Source organism: Mesorhizobium sp. M0870 (assembly GCF_040319775.1).
Lineage (GTDB): Bacteria > Pseudomonadota > Alphaproteobacteria > Rhizobiales > Rhizobiaceae > Mesorhizobium.
In genome coordinates this window covers 1-20,506 of the sequence record NZ_JAMYOI010000052.1, presented here as the reverse complement: position 1 = coordinate 20,506, position 20,506 = coordinate 1, and the positions used below count along the sequence as shown (strand labels likewise).

The window sequence follows — 20,506 nt, the reverse complement described above, 5'->3', positions numbered from 1 at the left end:
TGAATACATCTGCAAAATCTGGACAAAAGAGCCCGAACGATTCAGGCTCCATCCAACCCATCAAACCTTGGGACTAAACATCTAGTGCGCCCTTACGCCGGTCAGTCGTGGGCAAGAGGCCGGCACGCAACCTTCTACCCGGTCCTCGATACCGCGCAGCAACAGCTCGTGAGGTCTTAACGCGTCAGGAAGGTAGCCGCCATTACCTCGCACCTTGCGTCAAGCCTCTCCCTCAAGACACAATAGCGCAGGTCGTGCATTGCATGCAGGTCTCGGCGAAGTCCTCGTAGCAGTCTGGTGTAATCATCTGGATCATCAAAGCCTCCTCGGAGGGGAAAATTCCCCGGAAGGGGAAGCTTCGTGATGGCGCAGCCTGTCCAGTTGCATAGGTCAGAAACGTTAGCGATGCGAGGATTTCGAACTGGCGAGACGCGCAACCAACTGGCTTCTGATCCGTTACGCCGAGCTTCCCGCGGGCGTTATCGAGAGGAAACGCGGCCGTGTACCGCGTGATCCCAAGGATGCAGCAGATCTCCCAGGCCGTGCTGCCCATTGCAGGCACTCGTATTCGCGCGCCGCCAAAGGCATACCGTCGACGATCCGTTCAGCGGACAGTTTTCGCCGGACAAAATGTGGAACAGGTCGCAACGTATGGGAGATAGTCGTCATAACGATCCGCGACGAGGAATGCTGTTCGCGCCTGTCAGCGCCAAAGGGTCAAACCGCAAAATTGCTCTGGAGAACGATAATTGGGATCGTCACACCAGGAAATGCCGAACTGGGCCGCTTCGTCAAAGACCCTCAGCTCAGCTTCTGATGACTCATACCCGGTAGTGCAGAGCCCCACCGAATGGGCATCCGCCGAAGCGGGCACGCACGATAACGGAATCGACGCGCTGGTACTGGTGCTCAAGACGACGCGCTGTTGCTTGCAGGTGGCAGGTGCTCGACATCATGTTTCAATATTGATCATACTGTTCTTCTCAATATCCATTTTACTGGCGAGATGCAGTGAACCTGCAACGCCTCAGAAATGCGCCCTGCCGGCGGGGAGGTGCACCGGCAGGGCTCGCCGCCCGCAGCAAAATGTGAGGACCGGCAGCAGCGGCAAAAATGCTGGTTGGCGCCCGCAAGAATTATACTGCGCCTTCTGCCTTCAAAGCGCGGAACGTCGTGTCAACTGATCTCGCCGTGGCGTCGACGATGATGTCCACTTGGTTCCTGGTGATGATCAGTGGCGGGGCAAAGCCGAGGATATCGGCATGCGGCATGGCCCGACCGATGACCCCATTCTCAAGCAGAGCAGCGGCGGCACGCGCTCCGACCTGCAGCTCGGGCTCAAAAGGTACGCGCGCTTTGGGATCCCGCATCATCTCTACGGCGGACAGGATCCCGACGCCGCGAACTTCGCCGACCATAGGATGTCCCTCCAGTTCGGCTTTCATGCGGGAAAGCCAATAGGGCCCGACATCCTGGACATGTTCCAGGATGTTTCTTTCCTTCAGGACTTTGATGTTGGCGAGTGCGGCCGCCGCGCAAAGCGTATGACCGGAATATGTCCAGCCATGGCCTAGAGCTCCGTGCTTCTCCGTTCCTTCTTCCAGGACCTTCCAGACGCGGTCGCCGATAATTGACCCGGAGATGGGGAGGTAGGCGGAACTGACGCCCTTGGCGATGGTAACGAAATCCGGACGCATGCCACAGAGGTGGGAACCGAATTTCTCACCGGTTCGCGCGAAGCCGCAGACCACTTCATCGGCGATTAGAAGGATATCGTACTTGTCGAGCACCGCTTGAATGGCGGTCCAGTATCCCTTTGGGGGAGGAACAATGCCGCCGGTCCCAAGTACAGGCTCCCCGATAAAGGCTGCAACCGTCTCCGGACCTTCGGCGAGGATAAGGGCTTCAAGTTCATCTGCACAGCGCTTGGAGAATGCTTCCTCAGTTTCGCCCTCATGCGCCTGGCGATAGTAATGCGGCGTCGTTGTATGGCGCACCAGGTTCAAAGGCAGGTCGAAAAACTTGTGAAAAAACGGTAGGCCCGTCAGGCTACCGGTGACCAGCCCGGAACCATGATAACCGCGATGCCGCGAGATGATCTTCTTCTTTTCGGGGCGACCCAGAATGTTGTTGTAGTACCAGACGAGTTTGATGTTGGTTTCATTGGCATCGGACCCGGACAAGCCAAAATAGACCCTTTGCATGTTCTGCCCGAAGTATTCGACCACGGCCTCCGCCAAGCGGGCAACGGGCTCCGTGCCTTGGCTGGCATAGACATGGGCGAACGGCAATTCATGCGCCTGCTTGGCAATGGCGTCGGCGATCTCCTTGCATCCATATCCCATGTTGACGCAGTAGAGCCCGCCGAAACCGTCGAGACTTTTGCGGCCCTCCGTATCCCAAATGTAGACACCGTCTGCACCGGCCATTATTCGGTTTGGCGTCTCGCCGCGACTGTGCTTTGCCAAGTGCGTCGACGGATGAAAGACAAAGCTCCGATCCTTCTCTTGAACTTGCGCTGTTCCCAGATTTGTTAGGCTCATCGCCCCTCTCCTCTTCATCGCTCTGCGGAAAACACTCGGTCAGCCGCTCGTCAAGGTGTGATTATACCGACGGACACACCTCGGCTTCCACGGGAATGCGCATCCTCCACCGACGAATGCACGGAACTTGCGTCAATCTCCGTGGAAAACACCGGCTGCGGGAACTTACCGTTGTCTTGAAGCCGACAAGGGGATCGGCGAATTGGATTTCACGGATTTGGTCACGATAAGGCTATAGTATTGATCGATCCCGAGGCCTACCTGCAGCAGGCCTTCCATGAATTCCTGATACGCAGCCATAGAAGGTGCTGCTACGCGCATCAGGTAATCGATCTGCCCGCCGATAGCCCAGCAGTCCAAAACCTCGGGGATGGCATGAATCGCGGTCTCAAAATGTCGTTGGTCCTCGAGACGGTGACGATCCAGAACGACCTCCACCATGACGAAGATCACGCCCCCGGTGAGGGATGGACTGAGCCGTGCATAATACCCTTCAATAGCCCCTCCAGTTTCGAGTATGCGGAGCCGCTCCGAGCAAGCCGACGCCGAGAGATGAACGCGTTTCGCAAGCTCGCTTTTCGATATCCGACCGTCTGCTTGCAGCTCGGACAGAATCCGGAGGTCCCAAGCGTCCAGGCGTACTGTGTTGAGTTTCGACTTCATGGCCTTGCCGGCTGAATTATGGCTTTACGTTTAGGCTGTTTTTGGGTCTGCGCCAATTGCCTCAATGGCGCGCCGTGCCAACCCAGCATTGCGTTCCTCGCAGGCCTTGCAGGCGTGGGCATGGCTCATTCGTACAGTTGACCAAACGAAGCGCCCAGCCTTCTCGTTGCTCTTCGAAGTGGATGGATGTAGGCAGGAGGGATCGCCTGACGGGAATATTCAAACGCCGATGTTGCGCGCGATGCTGTCGGCAGCCATCCGCTTGCGCCACTCAATCGGACCGGAATTGTGGATCGAGTTTCCCTCAACATCAACAGCCATGATCACCGGCATGTCCTGCACCTCGAATTCATAGATCGCTTCCATGCCCAAGTCTTCAAAAGCAACGATCCGTGCCGCCTTGATCGACTTTGAAATCAGGTACGCAGCGCCACCCACTGCGATGAGATAGGGCGTTCTGTGTCTCACAAACGACTCGATGGCCGCCGGGGCCCTCTCCGCTTTGCCGACCATCGCATATAGCCCGGCCTCGGCCAGCATCTTTTCAGTAAAACCGTCCATGCGGCTGGAGGTTGTCGGGCCAGCTGGCCCGACAACCTCATCCCTCACTGCGCGGACTGGTCCAACGTAGTAGATCACGCGTCCCCGCAGATCGACTGGAAGTGGTTTGCCGGCATCGATTAGGTCGACCATTCGCTTGTGGGCGGCGTCACGGCCCGTCAGCATCTTTCCGGATAATAGAAGGGTTTCCCCGCAGCGCCATATTGCCGTCTCTTCCTTCGTGATTCCATCGAGATTGACCCGACGGACGCCGGTTGTGTGCAAATCGTCATGACCAATCTGGGGCCATTCGGAAATGTCGGGCGGTTCAAGCGTGACGGGTCCCGAGCCGTCCAAGGTAAACTTCAGGTGCCGGTTCGCGGCGCATTGCGGGATAAGTGCCACAGGCTTGGACGCCACATGGGTAGGATAACTCGCAACCTTGACGTCAACGACTGTCGTCAGACCACCAAGGCCTTGGGCGCCGATGCCCAGCGCGTTAATCCGCTCATAAAGCTCAATCCGCAGTGCCTCCTCCGGGCTTGACGGCCCCCTAGCGATTAGTTCCGACATGTCGATTGGCTCGTTCATGGCCTCCTTGGCAAGCAGCATCGCCTTTTCAGCGCTACCACCGATGCCGACCGAGATCAGGCCGGGTGGGCACCATCCGCTGCCAAGGGTCGAAACGGTGTCGACCACCCAGTCGGCGACGGACGCGCTGGGGTTAAGGGTGGTGAAACGCGCCTTGTTTTCCGATCCGCCGCCTTTTGCGGCGATGGTGATCTCAAGCTGGTTGCCTTGCACAAGGTCGACGTGGATGACCGCTGGTGTGTTGTCACGCGTGTTCACCCGCCCGGCAAGCGGATCCGAGACGATCGATGGTCGAAGAGGATTGTAGGGGTCGAGATAGGCTTGGCGGACGCCCTCATTCACGAGGTCGGCGAAACTGGCCGTTGATTTGATGCGGACGCCCATGCCGACCTTGGCGAAAACCACCACAAGGCCGGTGTCCTGGCAGATCGGGCGCCGTCCGAACGCCGCCATGCGGGAGTTCAGCAAAATCTGCCCGATGGCGTTCTTCGCCGCCGGGCTCTGCTCGCGCGCGTATGCCTGCGATAGGTATCGGATGTAGTCGGGGGGATGGCAGTACGAGATGTACTGAAGGGCGTCGGCGACGCTCTTTGTAATATCCTCGCCGGCAATGGTCCGTGTTTTTTTATTCACCGAATCTTATCCGAATGACCCAAGCCCGTTCACCAGTTTCAGGCTTTGGAAGCTCCGCAATCCCTGCTCGCCCCCCTCATATCCATAGCCGCTCTGTTTGACGCCCCCATATGGTGCATCTGCGGAAACCCCTTTCAGGTAATTTACACTGAGCGCGCCTGCCGAAAGGCCGCCGATCAGCGCCCGTTTCGCATCGGTGGCGCCGGTGAAGAAGTAGGCAGCCAAGCCATACTCAGTGGCGTTGGCTTCTTCGATCGCCTCCTCGATCGTGTCGAACGCCGTTACGGTGAGGATCGGCCCGAACGGCTCGTCATGAAGCACTCTCGCATCCCTTGGCACCCCTGTCAGAATGGTTGGCGGCCAGTAAAAGCCTGGCTGGTCAAGGCGGGTGCCGCCGGTTTCGACGCGGGCGCCGCGATCGACCGCATCCTCGATCAGACGCTGCATGGCCTCGATTCGCCGTACGTTCGCCATTGGCCCCATCTCCGTCGCCGGATCGTCCGGTGGGCCGATCTTGATCTTGCGAGCGGCTTCCGTCATCCGGGACAGGAATTCCTCATAGAGAGGCCGCGCGACGAGGATCCTGCTGGGCGCATTGCAGCTCTGGCCCGCGCACTCGAACTTGTATTCCGTGATTGCCGGTATAGCTTTTGCCAGGTCGGCATCCTCGCATACAACGACCGGGGAGTGCCCACCGAGTTCAAGGATGCATCGCTGCAAGTTGTTTGCTGCGAGCTTGGCGAGCTGTTTTCCAACCTCGGTAGAGCCCGTGAAAGTTAGGACCTTGACGATCGGCGAGCTGAGGAGATGCCGGGATATTTGCACCGGAACGCCAAAGACGAGATTGACCACGCCGTCCGGAATACCCGCTTGGCGCAAGGCGTCGACGAAATGCACAGCCGCGCTTGGTGTCTCTTCAGCCCCTTTGAGGATCACCGGGCAGCCTGCCGCCAAAGCAGGGGCGAGCTTGCGGGCGATGAGCACGGCGGGATAGTTCCAAGGCGTAAAGGCAGCAACGACGCCAAGGGGCTCGGGGACGATCATCCGGTTCGGGCCCATCGGAACAGGGGCCGACAGCGCTTCGGCGTGGGTGCCGTTCCACTCCAGTGTTTCGACAGCGCGCGCGTACTCACCTGTCGCTTCGGCAATCGTCTTTCCCTGTTCGGTCGACAAATCCTTCGCTGCGTCTCCCACCTTCGTGGCAAGGATCCTGGCGGCCGCCACAAGGATCTCGCCGCGCTCTTTTGCAGGCCGTGAGGACCAAGCCCGGAGGCTTCGCTCTGCAGAAGCGAGAGCCTCATCCAGATCCGACACCGAAGCCGCGGCCACCGAGCCAAATACCTTCTCCGTCGCCGGATTGATCACTGGCAGAGTAATTCCGTCACTACCGGCTCGCCACCTGCCATTGATGAAAAGCTGATAGCTCGTGGCGTTGGGCATCGCATGCTCCGCTTGACTGAATTCTTGCCAGTGCGAGGCCTAGCCGGTTTCCGGACCATGGGCTCGCTTCTCTGCAGTTTCATCGCTATCGTCGGGTCCGGTCAAATATTGAATATCGCCCAAAACCATCTGGAATCCAGATTGAAGTCGCTCAAGCAGCCGCAGGAGCGGTAGCACCTGGAACTTGGTTGAAGGATGTGCCTAAGCCCGGTCCGGAGCCGTGGCCGACCAGTGCCTGCTCTCAATCAATGTCCTGACGACCTTGGGGATCAGCTTGCGGACCGCAGAAACGGCTGGAGAGCGCTCATCTTTCGGGTTGACGGCAAGCACAACGGAACGGGTGATCACTGGATCAATGATTTTAACCGTCCGGACCTGGCCTTGAGACGCTTCTTTCTGAATGGCTGACGGGGTAAGAATAGAATAGGCCTTTCCTTCCATGACCATATTGATGATAGTAGAAAGGGAGTCGACTTCGAAGCTGACGTCCAGCACACAACCGTGTTGCGCAACGACATCAGCCACCGACCGCCTGACATTGTTGTTGCGCATTGGAACCGCCAGCGGGAACACATGCAAGTCGGCGAGCGGTATCGACTCTTCGAAAGGCGGTTCACCCGGCGGCACCACCAAACAAAATTCTTCGCGGGCCAGCACCGTCATTTGCCCCACACTCTCGGCAGTGCGGTAAAGGACAGCCAGATTGAAGCGGCCAGCAGCCATCCACTCCTCCAGCGGTCCCGTCATGCCCTCGATCATCTTAAGCGAAATCCGCGGCAATTCTCTTCTTACCGATTCAAGCAGGGGACCGCTAAGGACGCGAGCGGCTCCGGACGGGATGCCAATGGTCACCTCTCCGGAAGGAGCAGCCACCGAATTGGTCAGCTCGGCCTCAGTGAGCTGAATTTCCTTCAGAATGATCCGCGCCCGCTCAAGCAGCTTGTCCCCGGATGCCGTGAGGCTGACACCGGTCCTATCGCGAACCAGAAGCTGGGTACCGAATCCTTCCTCCAGTTGACGCACATGCAGGCTTAGAGCGCTTTGAGCAACGTTGAGGGTCGCAGCTGCCTTCGTGAAACTGCCGGCTTCGACGACGCCGACAAAGTATCTTAACTGCCTGATGTCCACGATGAACAAATCCAACCGGGGCATGATCCCCAGTGCTTTCATGTCTATCTCGAAACGAGATGGCCGGCAAGTCGCAAAAACTGTTGCACCAGTTCGAAAACAGCTGTCCGGCCGCTGATTAAACGCTCAGTTATTGCTGGCGAGAGCCAGGATCTCGTGGGCGCGCCGCACCACTGGCGGATCAACCATCTTACCATTCAAAGAGAATGCAGACAGTCCCCGCGTGGCGGCATCATTTTCCGCCGCGACGACACTATGGGCCCACTCGAGTTCCGGTGCGCTTGGCGAGAAAGCTTCATTGAATATAGCCACCTGAGTCGGATGGATCGCCAAAGCTCCGGCGAAGCCAAGACGCCGCGCATGCGCCGCGGCTTCTCGAAGTTTATCAGTGTCCGAGAACTCGCCGATGCTTCCTATGAAGCCCAGCGGGAGCAACCCAGCCGCACGGGCGGCAAACAGAACAGAAAGGTTCGGCGTCAACAGAAGGTCGAATTCGGGGGCACCGCCAACAGCGGCGCTAAAGTCTTCAGGACCAAGCGCCATTGCGACCATTCTTGGATGCGCCGATGCGATGGCCGCGAGTCTATGCAAGGCGCCGGGTGTCTCGATCTGGGCAAGGAACCGGATGCGTCCCTGAGCAAGATTTCTTTCTCGTTCAAGGTCCGATACCGCATTCGCGATCTCTAATACCCACTCTGCCGAATCGGTCTTGGGCAGAACAAGTGCGTCAACACCCGCCATCACGGCTGCGTCGATATCGGCCGCCAAGGCGCGCAAACCACGATTCACTCGGACCAAAACAGATGCGCCCTTCCGGCCCACCTTTGCCACGGACGCAGGAAGCTGCCGCCGTGCCTCGCCCTTTTGATCCTGGGGAACGGAGTCTTCGAGATCCAGTATAACGCCATCTGCTCCGCGCTCATGAGCCGCCTCCACAAAGCGCGGAACGTGAGCGGGAACGAAGAGCAGGGATCTCCACCGGGGTACAGACATCGCGCATTCAACAGCCGGAACGGTGTCCTTGATCATGGAGACGCCTTTGCGGTCGATTTTAGCGAGGGCGGTGGCAGTGAGCTTGCTGGGCGGCCGATGCGCTGAGATGGCCCGAAGTATGCATGCTCTCTGTAAGTCGCGAGCGCACTCACCTTACCGAGACGCGCGCTCACGCTGACGCGGCTTTTGTGCGCAAGCCTGCTAGAACCTCCTCGCGGACAGCCTCGGTATGAGCGCCAAGAGCCGGCACCGGGCGCAGCGAGGGGCGCTCAGAGTTGAAGATCGCCGCCGGCGCTATCGTCTCTACATTTCCTTCAGGTGTGGCTACCTCAACCCTGCGAACGTGGGGATGATTTGAAACATCCGCCACTTCGTTCAGTCGGCCATATGCCAAGCCGGCGGCCTCAAGCTCCTGCATTGCTTCCTGGCAGGACAGTTCTGAAAATCGCCGTTCAATGATCTGGTCAAGTTGCGCACGGTGACCGAGACGCTCCATATTGTCAGCAAAACCAGATGCGCGTGTGAGCGCCGGCTGTTTCAGGAACTTCTCGCAGAAATTCACCCATTCACGGTCATTCTGAACCGAAAAGATGACCTCTTTGCCGTCGGCGCAACAATATGCGCCATACGGAGCCAGCGACGGGTGTTTCACGCCCGCGCGTACTGTGTGATAGCCGCTGTAGTCATGTTGTAGAACCGGAACATTCATCCAGTCTGCGACGGCATCGAACAGTGACACCTGGATGCTGGTCCCTTCGCCGGTGACCTCGCGGTGATACAGCGCCTGAAGAATGGCACTATGCGCCGTCATGCCTGCCGAGATGTCGCAAACCGAGACCCCTATACGCGCGGGCCCTTGTTGGGTGCCGGTGATCGCACATAAACCTGTTTCAGCCTGGACGATGAGATCATAAGCCTTCAAATGGGAATACGGCCCTTTCTCCCCGAAACCAGAGATGTCGCAGGTGATCAGCCGCAGAAAGCGTCGACGGAGATCAGCAGACGCGAAACCCAGTTTCTCGATGCTGCCCGGCTTCAGATTCTGGATAAAGACGTCAGCACTGGCAATGAGGGTGTCGAGGACGGCGCGATCCGGCTCCAACCTCAGGTCCAGACAGACCGACTCCTTACCCCGGTTGAGCCAGACGAAGTAAGCACTCTGTCCCCGAACCAACTTGTCGTAGCTTCGGGCAAAATCGCCTTCGGGCCTCTCGACCTTGATCACCCGGGCGCCGGCGTCCGCAAGGCGAGACGAAGCGTAAGGCGCGGCAACGGCCTGCTCCACTGCCACGACGGTGATCCCCTCAAGAGAGTTCTGCATGCGACACCGTGCTTTTCATCCAACATTTTCGGTATGAGCCCGACGATGGTTCAGCATCGCCAGCAATCGGTTCTGTTCGTTCCCGACGATGGAAAATGCCTCGTCGACGCCCATTCCGGGCTTTGCAAGCATCATGTCGGCCTGGGTTGCCACCGATACGTGGACAGAAGCTTGGGCGGAGAGGTCTGTCTCGGTACAGCTTCCCCCGACATAAGCTCCGACCTTGTTTTCCTTACAAAGGAGAACCGCACGCGCCGTGTCGGCAATTGAGCCGACATCGGGCGTCTTGATTTGAATGAGATGCGTGGCCTTGGCTTCGGCAAAGAGCCGAATATCCTCAAGCGTATTGCATCTCTCATCCACGACAATGCGAGCGCTGGAACCCCGGTTGTCTAAAATCGATACGATCTTGGCGTAGTTCTCAATTTGTGCTTGCGTCGAACCAAAATCCGCCGGGGACTCGATGTTGAGCGTGAAATCCGGGACGGTATCTGCAACTTTGCAGATAAAGTCCGCGATGCTTTGCGGCTCCAGGCCGATTTCCTGGCCGATCCAGCCATACACATCGAAATGCAGCACCGGATGATACCCCGGGCGGCCGATTTGGCGCGTACGCGTCACAACCCACTTCACGAAGTCCATGAAGGTCTGGCCGTCGACACCGAATTTCTGCCGTGAATTGATTAGACCGTGGGGAAGCACATCCACGGCTTTCAAAATCATCTTGTCGACATTAAGTTCCCGAGCATCACCGCTCTGGCAGTAGATCGGGACCCCGCGCGTTGGCAGCGGTAGGTCAAATTCACTGCATACGATCTCTGCCATTGTCGTACGTTGAAGGTGGGCTGCTGCGCGAAGGAGCGCCTGGCTGACGCCATACTCAATCGCGAGAGGTAACCGCTTGTGTCCGACGGGCTCGAAAACCGTCGCGCAGGCATCAAGGAAGCGAGACACATCGACATCGATAAGCCGAGGCACCACGACCCGCGACGTCAAATCCGAGATTTGAGAAGTTTCAAATAACGCATCGCGTCCACCGGCACCAGAATACTGAACGCTCATCATATCGCCCCAAACGACGGTGTCGTCGACAAGGACAAGCCCGATACTTAGCGAATTTGCCGGAACGCGAATGGATTGGAAGGCTGGCGTCACGGGTTGGCCCACATAGACAAAACCGTCCTGCGAGGCACCCGCTCTTATAGCTGCCTGATCGTCGTAGAAAAACGCGCCGTTTCCTGGCGCGAGGAGTACATCTTTGATCTGCACTTCAGTTCGCTCGATTTCTGCCGGACGGTGTTGACGGGCGGATGCGGTTGGTTCCGTTACCTACGAAGTATGTGCCAGTTGGCATTGGGTCCGCCAATATAATGTTCCGGGCTATGTCATCGCGTTTTGAGATGGCCAGTGCCTATTTTTAGGACCGCCGTCGCCTCTCTTGTGTTGCACTACAATATGTCTGCTTCGCTCGCTGATCCGGTCCTCATACGTCTAACCGTAGGTCAAACAGAACAAGACAGATGCGGCCGACGCCGACGCGATCTGCGAAGGGTCACAAGACCGAACATTTGGTTCGTGCCGGTCAAGAGCGCGAGCAGCAGCCTATTCTTGGTATGCATTTGGTCCCGATCCTTGCTGGTGCGTCAACGAACGGCATTGACCGACGCAGTTCGGGAATTACACGGTGAGTTCGGTCCGGTGGCCGCAAAGGGAAGCATCAGGGTCGTCAAGTTGCGTTGGCGCATCGAAGGAATGGAACTTGCTGCTGCAACAGATCGGCTCGGCCCTCAAGGCGCCAATCTTCATGGCCTGGACCTTTCGCCGGCGGTCCCCGTTGACGCCGACGGCAATGATGGCGGGAGACGATTCGCCCAGCGCGCGGCGGACCTTCAGGCAGGTGGCGTCGATCCACAGTTACGGCCAATCGCCCTCGATCAGGCGCTCGACGAAGGCTTTCGCCTTGTCGTCGATTTCCTCGCACAGCCGCGAGACCTGGCTCTTGGAGATGCCGCTCATCCCCGCTGCAACGCATCACGCGCGATAGAGTGTGTGTGGTGTACCGCTGAGTATTTCCGCTCCGCGCTCCGTCACCAAGACAGTCTCGCTACAGCCAAACAAGTAACGACCTTCCCCAATGAGAATGACGGGCATATGGACGGTCATATTGGCCTGAAGGACGTCCAGTGCGCTGGGCTCCAGGCTGATATTGCCGCGTTCGCCCCATGGGGACCCGGTCTGGTATCCAACCCGATGATTAAGGGCTTTGGGTCTGACAGATCGCTCGATCACCCTGCGGGCGGCCGCGTCCACCTCTCCCGCCGTTACACCTGGCTTGATTGCAGCGATGGCGGCTTCAAGTGCCTCCTCCGCCAAAGCATGCAAGGTCTCGGTCTCAGCATGCTTGCCAAGCACTGCACCGCGAACCAGAGGCCCGGCATACCCCTGCTTAATGCCGCCGACTTCAACCATCGCAGGTTCGTTGTTGCCCATTGGATGGCGTGTTAGCTTCGTGTGCGGTAGCTTCGTCCTCTCGCCAAATCCGACTGAGACAAGCCTGACGTCCTCGCCGCCGGACTTGGTAACCTCACTCTGGATGGCCACCGCCATTTCAGCTTCGGATATGCCCGCCCTCAGAGACCGCTGAAATGCACGCACGGCCACGTCGGTCGCGGCCATCGCATGACGCATTGCATTAATCTCCAACTCGTTCTTCACGGCCATAACTGATGAGACCAGACGAGAGGCATCGGCAATTTTCATTTCGGGAATGAGGGTTTGAAGCGCATATACATCTGCCGGAGCGAGGCCCCAGCAGCCCAGCTCGAAACCTACCTTCTTGCCTGCCAACCCCAACTTGCGCAAAACGTCCGCAGCCACTTTGGCAAAATCTGGCTGCTCTGTATAACCAACCAACTCATCGATGCAGCTCTCCGCGCGAACGCCAGTGAACTCGTATTCCCGGACTACATATGTTGGAGCCCTTCCCGGCACGAGAATCAACGGAAACGGCATGAAATACGCACCTGTTCCATCGTACCCGCTGAGATACTGGAGATGACCGTGGGCGGTGACTACGAGTGCGTCCAGCTCGGATTGGACTATCTCTTCAAGCACCTTCTTCTGCCGTCGTTCGTACTCTGATTTTGGGAACGGTGCGCCGGTGAAGGGAATCGATTCGGACGTAGTCATACATAACTCCTTATCGTTGGTTGTAGTCGGTCAAGTAGAGGGAAGAGATACACCCCGTGGGCTACGTTCCATACTCGACGACCACCGACATGCGTTGGCGAACCAATATGCACTTCAGATGCAATCTGGCGTCCAAAGAAGAATTCCCGATCTCTGGCGTTCACGGATGCCGGGACTAAACATCTGGAATCGCATACGATCGCCGAGGTACTCGATTGTATCGTGGTGGTGGGCAACGTTCCCTCAAGCGCCGCCTACTTCCTATCGTGGGGCTCAAGCGCCAGGATCACCGGCGCGATAGCGGAATCGCGCGACCACGTCATCCAGTGGCGCGCCCATGGCCCGCTCTAGGTTCGCCCAGTAATACTCGGCACTAGCCAGTAGCTCCTCGCTCTGGTCAGGTGCGCGCTCCGCCTTCCAGTACCTGATCAACGCCAGCATGGTGAGCCGCGCGAGAGCCGCAACTGGCAAAAGTGGGAGTTCTGACTGGTTTATCGGCCGGCTATGCTCGTACCCGGCGACAAAGGCAAAGGCATCCTCCCAAGGGTTATCCTGAGAGCGGCCGATGAGGTGCGCGACCGTATTGGCAGGGTCGAAGATCACCGCGCTATGGACAGTGTCACCAAAGTCAAGGATGGCTGTAACGAAGACCTCGCTATGCGGATCCACCACGACATTGTTGGGAGCGTAGTCACCATGGATCACTTGCATTTCAAGACTGGACAGCCTCGGCTGCACGACTTCTTCGAAGAGCTTGAAGACTCGTTCGGCCAGCAGTCGGTGCTCGGGATCTGGCGCGTACTCAACAAGTTCCTCCCAATGGGGAAAGTGCCTAATGTCGTAAACTAAGCTACGCGCGGCAGCTGGATGACCAAATAACCGCAGTGCAATGTTCAATCGCCCGAGTATGTCTCCCACCTTGGTCAACTGCTCGACGTTGGCATCCATTTGCTCCCATAACAGGCCCTCGACAAAGCAGAAGACGCTGAGTGTTCGACAGGTGCCATCCCCCAAGTCGACTGGAACGCTATCCCTTCGGTCAAGGGTTGGCTTGATCCGCTGGACCGGCAGAGCGTGAGCGGCGTCATCAAGATAACGCATCGCCGCAATCTGCAATGCCGTAACTGGTTCAGGCTCGTCAGACGGTGACACCTTCACGAGGTATTTGCGCGCATCGGATTTGAGCCTGAACGTATGGCCCTTTTCACTGCCCAATCGTTCAACCTGTCCGGTGAGCCCATAGTGCCTTTCAAGCATGTTGTTCAGAAAAAAGGGGTCGATAGATTCGCTTGATGAGAGCAGGCTGCTTTCCTCCAGGAGCCGTTGCAGCATTGCGTCAGGTAATTTGTTCATGTTGCTAGAGCCTGCTAGAGTCGCTGTTTCGCTACGATGGCAAAGGTCTCAAGGAATCGAGATACATCGGCAGCGGTGAAAGCGACTGGTGGACGAACTTTCAACACATTTCCCGCGGGACCGGTCCGGCTGATAAGAACTCGACGATCGCGAAGGTCCTTGATGATGCTTTCGCAACGAATGGGATCGGCCTCGAGTGTCTCTCTGTCTTTGACGATCTCGACACCAAGGTACAGACCGCTGCCTCGGATCTCAGCAACATAAGGAGAATCCCGTGTCAGCGGTTCAAGCCCTGCCACTAAGGCTGCTCCGTTCACTGCAACGCGTTCACGCACATTCTCCTGCTCGAACACATCGAGCACTGCGGACGCCGCAGCTATCGAAAGCGATCGGCCGCCCAGTGTGTTGAAGTAGCTAACTTTTCGTCCGAATTGATCAGAGACCTCCGGGCGGAAGGCAACGCCAGAGATGGGAAAACCGTTCCCAATCGCCTTGCCTATTGTGACGATATCGGGAACCACGCCGTGCCGGCTGAATCCCCACATCGAATCCCCGAGCTGAGCGAACCCCGATTGAACCTCGTCAGCAATGTGGAGGCCGCCAGCGGCATGGACCTCATCGACCATTGCCTGCATGAAGCCCACAGGGTGAGTAAAAATGCCGTCGGAGGTGAAAGCGGAATCGGCAATCAAGGCTGCTAGCCGGTATCCGTGCCGTTCGAGATCAAAAATCGCGGCACGCACTTGATCCCGCATAAAATTCTCGAGGGGCTCCCCTGGTTCGCAGAGCCTGGGGTCAGGAGCGGAAATGAGTCGGACGTTTGGTCCGAGCGGGGATCCTGCCCCTAGCATCGGAGAAAAACTAGCGACCTCGCGCGTGCGACCGTGAAACGCCCAATTCGTAACTATGATACCCTCGCCGCCCGTATGGAACCTCGCGACCCGAATTGCTAGGTCATTCGCTTCAGATCCAGTGCAGGGCAAGCTTAGCTTCGACAGCTCAGCTGGGAAAGTTGCAAGTAGCCGCTCAGCATAGGCGACCAGCGCTTCTTGGGGGTAGCGTGTATCAGTGTTGACTGTGGCAATCTGGCGGGAAACGGCATCCGCAACATGCCTGTGGGCGTGGCCGACGCCTTGAACGTTGTTAAACGCATCGAGATAGTCATTGCCGTCGCTGTCTATCAAGTGGGCACCAAATCCCGAGACAAACTCCACCGGAATCGTCTCGGAAAATTGGTACCCGGGACCGAGCACCGCGTCACGGCGTCGGATGATGTCCTGGAGTCGTTCTGGCAGATCGCTGACACCAATCGCATCGATCTGCCTGGGGTTGCGCGAGCTCATCTCAGCGTGACAGCGGACGTTCGAAGAAAACCGCCGGAGTTTTCGTCGAGTCTGCTGCTATCTGGTGAATCAGAGCAACGCTTCGCATAAGATTGGCAGGTTCAGCCTCGACGTGAGATGTTGCGATTTTTACGCTAACTGCTGCAAAAAAACATTCGTTCATTCGAGGTGCCCTGTAGGCTGCAATCAAATCCATGCCTTTGATCAGGAATAGACAGCCATCGGCCGCTGCAGTCCAATTCAGTTTGCAGATTGTTGTCTTCTCGCGACGAGATGACAACAAGCGAGGCGATAATTGGAGCAGTGCGAGCATGCGTCAAGCACGGCGGGGGTCGGCCGCAATGCGCTGACCCCGTTTCGCCAGCGCGCTGCGGATACTACCCGACAACTGTCTGTCCCCGCGATGCCCCACTCCTTGGGGCAAGGCTACTTGAGGTTAGTTTGAAAGGGCGGCGAACTCGGGTTAACGAGCTATTATGGTTGATTCCGTGGGTGCTCCCGTGATTCGTCGCGCCTGTGTTGATGACTGTTGCCGTCCAAGGTTTTGAGAAGCCGCGCCTGTTTTGAGAAGCCGCGCCTGAAGGCGCTGCTCGATCACTCTAGAGGATCGAAGATCCGCGCGAACCTGGCGGGTAGCCCACTCCTTGCCGGGAGTCCTGTTACCTGGTCTGCGGGACGATCTGCGACTGCAACGACCAAGACGCCATTGCGCGAGCGGCAAGGGGCGCTTTTCTTTTCGGCGTCACTACCTCTTCTACCATCACTGAGTGCCGGGCGCCGCTGGCTGACCCTGCTCATGAATCGTAACAATCCTAGCCTGTTGCAGCCGCCTTTACCGCACGGGTACGCGGGACTTGGCCAGCCACGCCTGACTTCGTGGCCATCTACGGCAAGAGTTCGCGGCGCAGCCCGACTTGCATCTGATCTCAGCCTTCGCCACCGGCGCACGCCTGGTGCTCGGTTAGGAAAACGTAAGTATAAGAGCAGCGAGACATTGCCATCCTGAACTTGTCAAGCGAGCTGGCGGAAAACGGCGGCCTTGGGGCGCGCGCATCTCGATAGACTGCCATCGCTATCAATGCCACCATCGCCAACACCATCAACGATACCGGCGCCGACTACCGCTGGCCGTCAAGAGCAATCAGCCGACGATGCGCATCGAAGTGGGCGGCTAGTTCAAGGGTGCATCCGCGACCAGACTTGACCGCTTCGTCGACCTCGACAAGGCGCATGGCCGCATCGCGCGGCAGGATCCCTGACTGCCATCCGCAATGCCCCCTGCTTTTGTCTGGCTATGTCGACAAGCCGCCATCTACCCTGAAGATCTTAGGCCCTCAACCATCTGCCTTTGCACCTGACGGCCGCGCCAAAGAATCATTTCGCGCCAATCCTCCGACCTCGGATCGTAGTGTTCGCGAAGACGGAGTCGGATGGCTTGTGCAAGTTCCGGGTCAGCGTCGGGATTCTTCGCTAACCAATGATCCTCTCTCAGGACCTTTCGACCGTTCTCCGGATCAAACGTACCGAATTCAAGCGCTACGTAAACGTGACGCTCGCCTAGCAGCCGCTGCCAAAACTCATCAACGCAGCCCCGGATCGGCACTGACGAAGAGGTCCCAAGATCAGGCGAGGTTACCGATCTCCCAAAAATTGCCAATGCACGTTCATAACCAGCAAGCCCAGAGGGCTGCTCAGTCTGAAGCTCGCCGTATCCGAACGGACCCAGGCCGGTATGTGCGTCGACAATCACCACCTGATGCCGGGATTGTAGAGAGAAATCGTCCGAAATGCTCTCCAGCGTCAAACGCGAATGGCTGGGACCGAAGCCTCCGAAAAATACGCCGTGAGGATAACCATACTGGCCGGCCTTCCGCGCGGTTTGGAAGGCGAATTCGCCATTTTTCTTGCGAAACTTGTCAATAGCCCGCTCAGAGGCTTCAAACACTGGACCACCAATTAGTGCTGGGACTAGATGGTCGGCAAGATCGTCATACCCGGGATTAATCGGAAGAGGCTTCGAGAAGTCCACGAAATTGCGATTAAGGTCACAACCCTCTTCGGTGACGCGCCGGTTCCACGCAAAACCATATGGGTTGAGTGCATGTATCAGCAACATCGCCTGGTCCGGCCCCAGCGAGCTCACATTGCCGCCTCGCATCCAGTCCACTTGCCCAGCCGAGCCGCAGTAGCCCTCTACGCCGTGTGTGGCCGAAATCAATACGCCCACATGACGCGCGTCTGGATTGCCGAACCAAGCGACATCGGTGAACAATTCCTCGCCACCCGGCCCCCCGGCTGGCGATTTATATGATTTCACAGACTTGGCGAGGTCGAGGAACTTCTGGCGCGCTTCAAAATACGTATCGGAAAAGCTTTCGGAGATGTCCTGCAGTATCACGTCGCGCATTGTCAGTCCTTCAAGATCAACTTGCGGGGCAGGGTTTCGATGAGTGGCTCGTACCCATCTTCAGTGAGGATTAACGATCGGGTGAATCGTAGTGCCAATCTCTTCGAGACAAAGACAGGTCAGGTGGAACGACACCCCGGTCTGCTGCGCCTGACACCGCCCGGCATGTTACCGTTTTCCTCCTAATCTGCTGGGGTGGTTGACGACGAACATCCGACCCTCAGTCAGCTAAGGGTCGTGCGAGTATCGCCACTTCTTCGTTGCCTTGTACATACATTGCTGATCGGATGGCGAACACGATAGATTTCGATTGCGCGCGAATATCGATGGAAGCAGCGGACAGCGAACCCATCGGATGTAGGACGCCTACCACATCTCCCTGCTTCACTTCATCCATCACCGAGCAGCGCGGTTCGAAGATGCCCGGCGAAGGCGATTTCAACTGGTCGGAGGCAGTTGTTTCCAGTGTTTGGCCGGACTTCTGCTGACGGAACGTTGGATACTCGGCCTTGCCCGCGACCAACCCTAGCGCAATGAGCCCGTTGCGAACCCCAGCTTCGTACATGGTGAGAGCTTCGGCGCTAACTACGCCGCCGCCAAATTCAGTGCAAATAAATGTCTTGCCCTGTCTATGCACGCAAGTATCGAACATTCCATCCGTTTCGTCGTGCTCCCAGAGCAACGTCACCGGCAACTTGAATGCCTTCGAAATGCTGACCGTCTTCGTCATCTGATCGATATCGGCAATAGGGTGTGAGATGATCGACGGTGCACAATCCCAGGTCGGCCCAAAACTGTGCAGATCGAGCACGGTGTCCACCATAGGCAACAATAGACGCGAAATCGCATCTGCGATCCGTTCACTTACCGAGCCATCCGATCGACCCGGAAACACTCGGTTGAGGTTCTTTCCGTCAATTGGCGTGTTGCGGGTCCAGGCCTGCACGGCAAGTGGATTGATCTCCGGTACGATGATAATCCTGCCGCACCTCTGCGCTTCGGGAAGCCATTCAACAAGTCGCCGAGCAAGAATCGGGCCTTGCAGTTCATTGCCATGGTTTCCGCCAGTGATAAGTAGGCTCGGTCCCTTCCCTCTATTGCAGCTGAAGACCGGGAGCGAAAGAGAGTCGCAGTCCGCGCCTTTGGGCACAACAAGGTGCCCCGTGCTTACGCCAGGGCTGTCGAGATCAAACGTAAGATGTGGTGCTTCGCTCATTTTTCATCCCATTCGAGTAGCAAGGCGACTAGGCGCCGGTGTGCGTTTTTCCGTTTTATGAGTATGCGCCCGACTGTCTTCAATACGCCAATATAATGTTCCGAGCGGTACCATCGCGCTCTTAGATGGCCGCCTCCTGGCTTGATGGAACTACCCGCTGCTCGATGTTCACAAGGGCGCTGCGACAGGCACGTCACGCCTGGCGCTGTACTATCTCGCCCTTCGATGCCGCTCCTTCGGAATCGCCGGGCAGATCTCAGGCGGCGTCGGCTCCGCCGGCCACCCCGCCAAAAGATATGCGCGAGACGAGCAAGCTGGGCAGGCTGATCGCGGAGGCGCACCGCGCCACGAGAAGCGCGCGCTGAAGCTCGGACTGATGATCGACGAACAGCGACGCAAAGTCGATGACCAGCCGAGCGTCGCGGCTCACGGCGATCGGCGAGGAAGCGCTCGGGCGGGCGATGTCACGTTGTCTGCACATACATACGTTGAGACGTGCGGCCGCTGATGTCAGCTGATCATGGCTCGGCTTTCCATTCCGACATGGCCTGCAGGCGGTGAATATGCGGAGAGCGGAGCGTTTTGAGCGGGGCGGGACGAAGGGCGTTGTCAACTCAACTCGCGTTCAGGAATTTGCGGCATAGCCCGATGTCATGAACACCGCAACCGTCAGCTACAAGCGCCATCGTTTCCCGCCGCAGATCACCGCCCATGCTGTCTGGCTCTACTTCAGGTTTCCCTTGAGCCTGCGTCTGGTCGAGGAGATGCTGCTGGAGCGCGGGATCGTAGTTCCGTATGAGACAATCCGCCGGCGGGGCATCAAGTTTGGTCCACATTACGCTCGCCGCTTCCTGGCCTGCTGCCGGTTTCGTGGACACCGAGATAAGGTGTTTAACGGAACTGGAGAGTTGGAATGCAAAGATGGAAGTTCAGCCGCGAGTTCAAGCTTGAGGCGGTGAGATTGATCAAGGATCGGGGCGTTGCGGTGGCCCAGGCTGCCCGCGACCTCGATCTCCACGAGAATGTGCTGCGCAAATGGGTGCGCGAGCTGTCGACCGATCCGCAGCATGCGTTTCCCGGTCATGGGCAAATGAAGCCGGAGCAGCAGGAGATCGACCGGCTACGCAAGGAAGTGGCGAAGCTGAA

General features: G+C 57.7%; 15 protein-coding genes and 2 pseudogenes. 2 read left to right on the top strand and 15 right to left on the bottom strand.

Annotated elements, in window-relative coordinates; all coding sequences use genetic code 11:
- Nucleotides 1-1,136: 1,136 nt before the first annotated feature.
- From NKH97_RS32260 to NKH97_RS32190, 15 genes and pseudogenes are all read right to left on the bottom strand, one after another.
- Nucleotides 1,137-2,543, bottom strand: coding sequence for an aminotransferase (locus NKH97_RS32260; protein ID WP_352799792.1), 1,407 nt, complete (start codon nt 2,541-2,543; stop codon nt 1,137-1,139).
- 165 nt (nt 2,544-2,708) lie between these two features.
- The gene (locus NKH97_RS32255; protein WP_352799790.1) at nt 2,709-3,206 is read right to left on the bottom strand and encodes an Lrp/AsnC family transcriptional regulator; all 498 of its coding nucleotides are present in this window, start codon (nt 3,204-3,206) and stop codon (nt 2,709-2,711) included.
- A 219-nt stretch (nt 3,207-3,425) separates the two neighbouring features.
- Nucleotides 3,426-4,970 carry a fumarate hydratase gene (locus NKH97_RS32250; RefSeq protein ID WP_352799788.1) on the bottom strand — a complete coding sequence of 515 codons (1,545 nt, stop codon included), beginning with the start codon at nt 4,968-4,970 and terminating at the stop codon, nt 3,426-3,428.
- 6 nt (nt 4,971-4,976) lie between these two features.
- Entirely contained in the window at nt 4,977-6,410 is a 1,434-nt protein-coding gene (locus tag NKH97_RS32245; protein WP_352799787.1) for an NAD-dependent succinate-semialdehyde dehydrogenase, read from the bottom strand.
- 201 nt (nt 6,411-6,611) lie between these two features.
- On the bottom strand, nt 6,612-7,538 hold the full coding sequence (locus tag NKH97_RS32240) for a LysR family transcriptional regulator (protein ID WP_352799794.1): 927 nt from the start codon (nt 7,536-7,538) through the stop codon (nt 6,612-6,614).
- A gap of 126 nt (nt 7,539-7,664) precedes the next feature.
- The gene (locus tag NKH97_RS32235) at nt 7,665-8,567 is read right to left on the bottom strand and encodes an HpcH/HpaI aldolase/citrate lyase family protein (RefSeq protein ID WP_352799785.1); all 903 of its coding nucleotides are present in this window, start codon (nt 8,565-8,567) and stop codon (nt 7,665-7,667) included.
- A 133-nt stretch (nt 8,568-8,700) separates the two neighbouring features.
- Nucleotides 8,701-9,852, bottom strand: a complete 1,152-nt coding sequence (locus NKH97_RS32230) for a CaiB/BaiF CoA transferase family protein (RefSeq protein ID WP_352799783.1) — start codon at nt 9,850-9,852, stop codon at nt 8,701-8,703.
- Between the two features lie 15 nt (nt 9,853-9,867).
- Complete coding sequence (locus NKH97_RS32225; RefSeq protein WP_352799781.1) at nt 9,868-11,121, bottom strand: methylaspartate ammonia-lyase; 1,254 nt, start codon at nt 11,119-11,121, stop codon at nt 9,868-9,870.
- 507 nt (nt 11,122-11,628) lie between these two features.
- A pseudogene (locus NKH97_RS32220) lies at nt 11,629-11,877 on the bottom strand (transposase); the annotation flags it as partial.
- 6 nt (nt 11,878-11,883) lie between these two features.
- Nucleotides 11,884-13,041, bottom strand: coding sequence for a M24 family metallopeptidase (locus NKH97_RS32215; protein ID WP_352799779.1), 1,158 nt, complete (start codon nt 13,039-13,041; stop codon nt 11,884-11,886).
- Between the two features lie 273 nt (nt 13,042-13,314).
- A complete protein-coding gene (locus NKH97_RS32210; protein ID WP_352799777.1) occupies nt 13,315-14,394 on the bottom strand; it encodes a phosphotransferase in 1,080 nt (359 codons plus the stop codon).
- 14 nt (nt 14,395-14,408) lie between these two features.
- Nucleotides 14,409-15,737: an aspartate aminotransferase family protein gene (locus NKH97_RS32205; RefSeq protein WP_352799775.1), complete on the bottom strand. Its 1,329-nt coding sequence runs from the start codon at nt 15,735-15,737 to the stop codon at nt 14,409-14,411.
- A 1,312-nt stretch (nt 15,738-17,049) separates the two neighbouring features.
- On the bottom strand, nt 17,050-18,144 hold the full coding sequence (locus NKH97_RS32200) for a M14 family metallopeptidase (protein WP_352799774.1): 1,095 nt from the start codon (nt 18,142-18,144) through the stop codon (nt 17,050-17,052).
- A 220-nt stretch (nt 18,145-18,364) separates the two neighbouring features.
- Nucleotides 18,365-19,360, bottom strand: coding sequence for a succinylglutamate desuccinylase/aspartoacylase family protein (locus tag NKH97_RS32195; RefSeq protein ID WP_352799773.1), 996 nt, complete (start codon nt 19,358-19,360; stop codon nt 18,365-18,367).
- A gap of 256 nt (nt 19,361-19,616) precedes the next feature.
- Nucleotides 19,617-19,790 carry a hypothetical protein gene (locus NKH97_RS32190; protein ID WP_352799771.1) on the bottom strand — a complete coding sequence of 58 codons (174 nt, stop codon included), beginning with the start codon at nt 19,788-19,790 and terminating at the stop codon, nt 19,617-19,619.
- Nucleotides 19,791-20,013: 223 nt separating this feature from the next.
- On the opposite strand from NKH97_RS32190, the pseudogene NKH97_RS32185 reads away from it, so the two are divergent.
- A pseudogene (locus NKH97_RS32185) lies at nt 20,014-20,208 on the top strand (IS6 family transposase); the annotation flags it as partial.
- A 65-nt stretch (nt 20,209-20,273) separates the two neighbouring features.
- The coding region (locus tag NKH97_RS32180) for a transposase (protein WP_352799769.1) at nt 20,274-20,506 on the top strand (233 nt) is incomplete at its 3' end.

Coding starts and splice junctions, on each gene's coding strand:
- NKH97_RS32195 (WP_352799773.1), bottom strand. CDS start 19,360: ATGAGCGAAGCACCACATCTTACGTTTGATCTCGACAGCCCTGGCGTA.
- NKH97_RS32215 (WP_352799779.1), bottom strand. CDS start 13,041: ATGACTACGTCCGAATCGATTCCCTTCACCGGCGCACCGTTCCCAAAA.
- NKH97_RS32255 (WP_352799790.1), bottom strand. CDS start 3,206: ATGAAGTCGAAACTCAACACAGTACGCCTGGACGCTTGGGACCTCCGG.
- NKH97_RS32200 (WP_352799774.1), bottom strand. CDS start 18,144: ATGCGCGACGTGATACTGCAGGACATCTCCGAAAGCTTTTCCGATACG.
- NKH97_RS32205 (WP_352799775.1), bottom strand. CDS start 15,737: ATGAGCTCGCGCAACCCCAGGCAGATCGATGCGATTGGTGTCAGCGAT.
- NKH97_RS32235 (WP_352799785.1), bottom strand. CDS start 8,567: ATGATCAAGGACACCGTTCCGGCTGTTGAATGCGCGATGTCTGTACCC.
- NKH97_RS32260 (WP_352799792.1), bottom strand. CDS start 2,543: ATGAGCCTAACAAATCTGGGAACAGCGCAAGTTCAAGAGAAGGATCGG.
- NKH97_RS32230 (WP_352799783.1), bottom strand. CDS start 9,852: ATGCAGAACTCTCTTGAGGGGATCACCGTCGTGGCAGTGGAGCAGGCC.
- NKH97_RS32245 (WP_352799787.1), bottom strand. CDS start 6,410: ATGCCCAACGCCACGAGCTATCAGCTTTTCATCAATGGCAGGTGGCGA.
- NKH97_RS32210 (WP_352799777.1), bottom strand. CDS start 14,394: ATGAACAAATTACCTGACGCAATGCTGCAACGGCTCCTGGAGGAAAGC.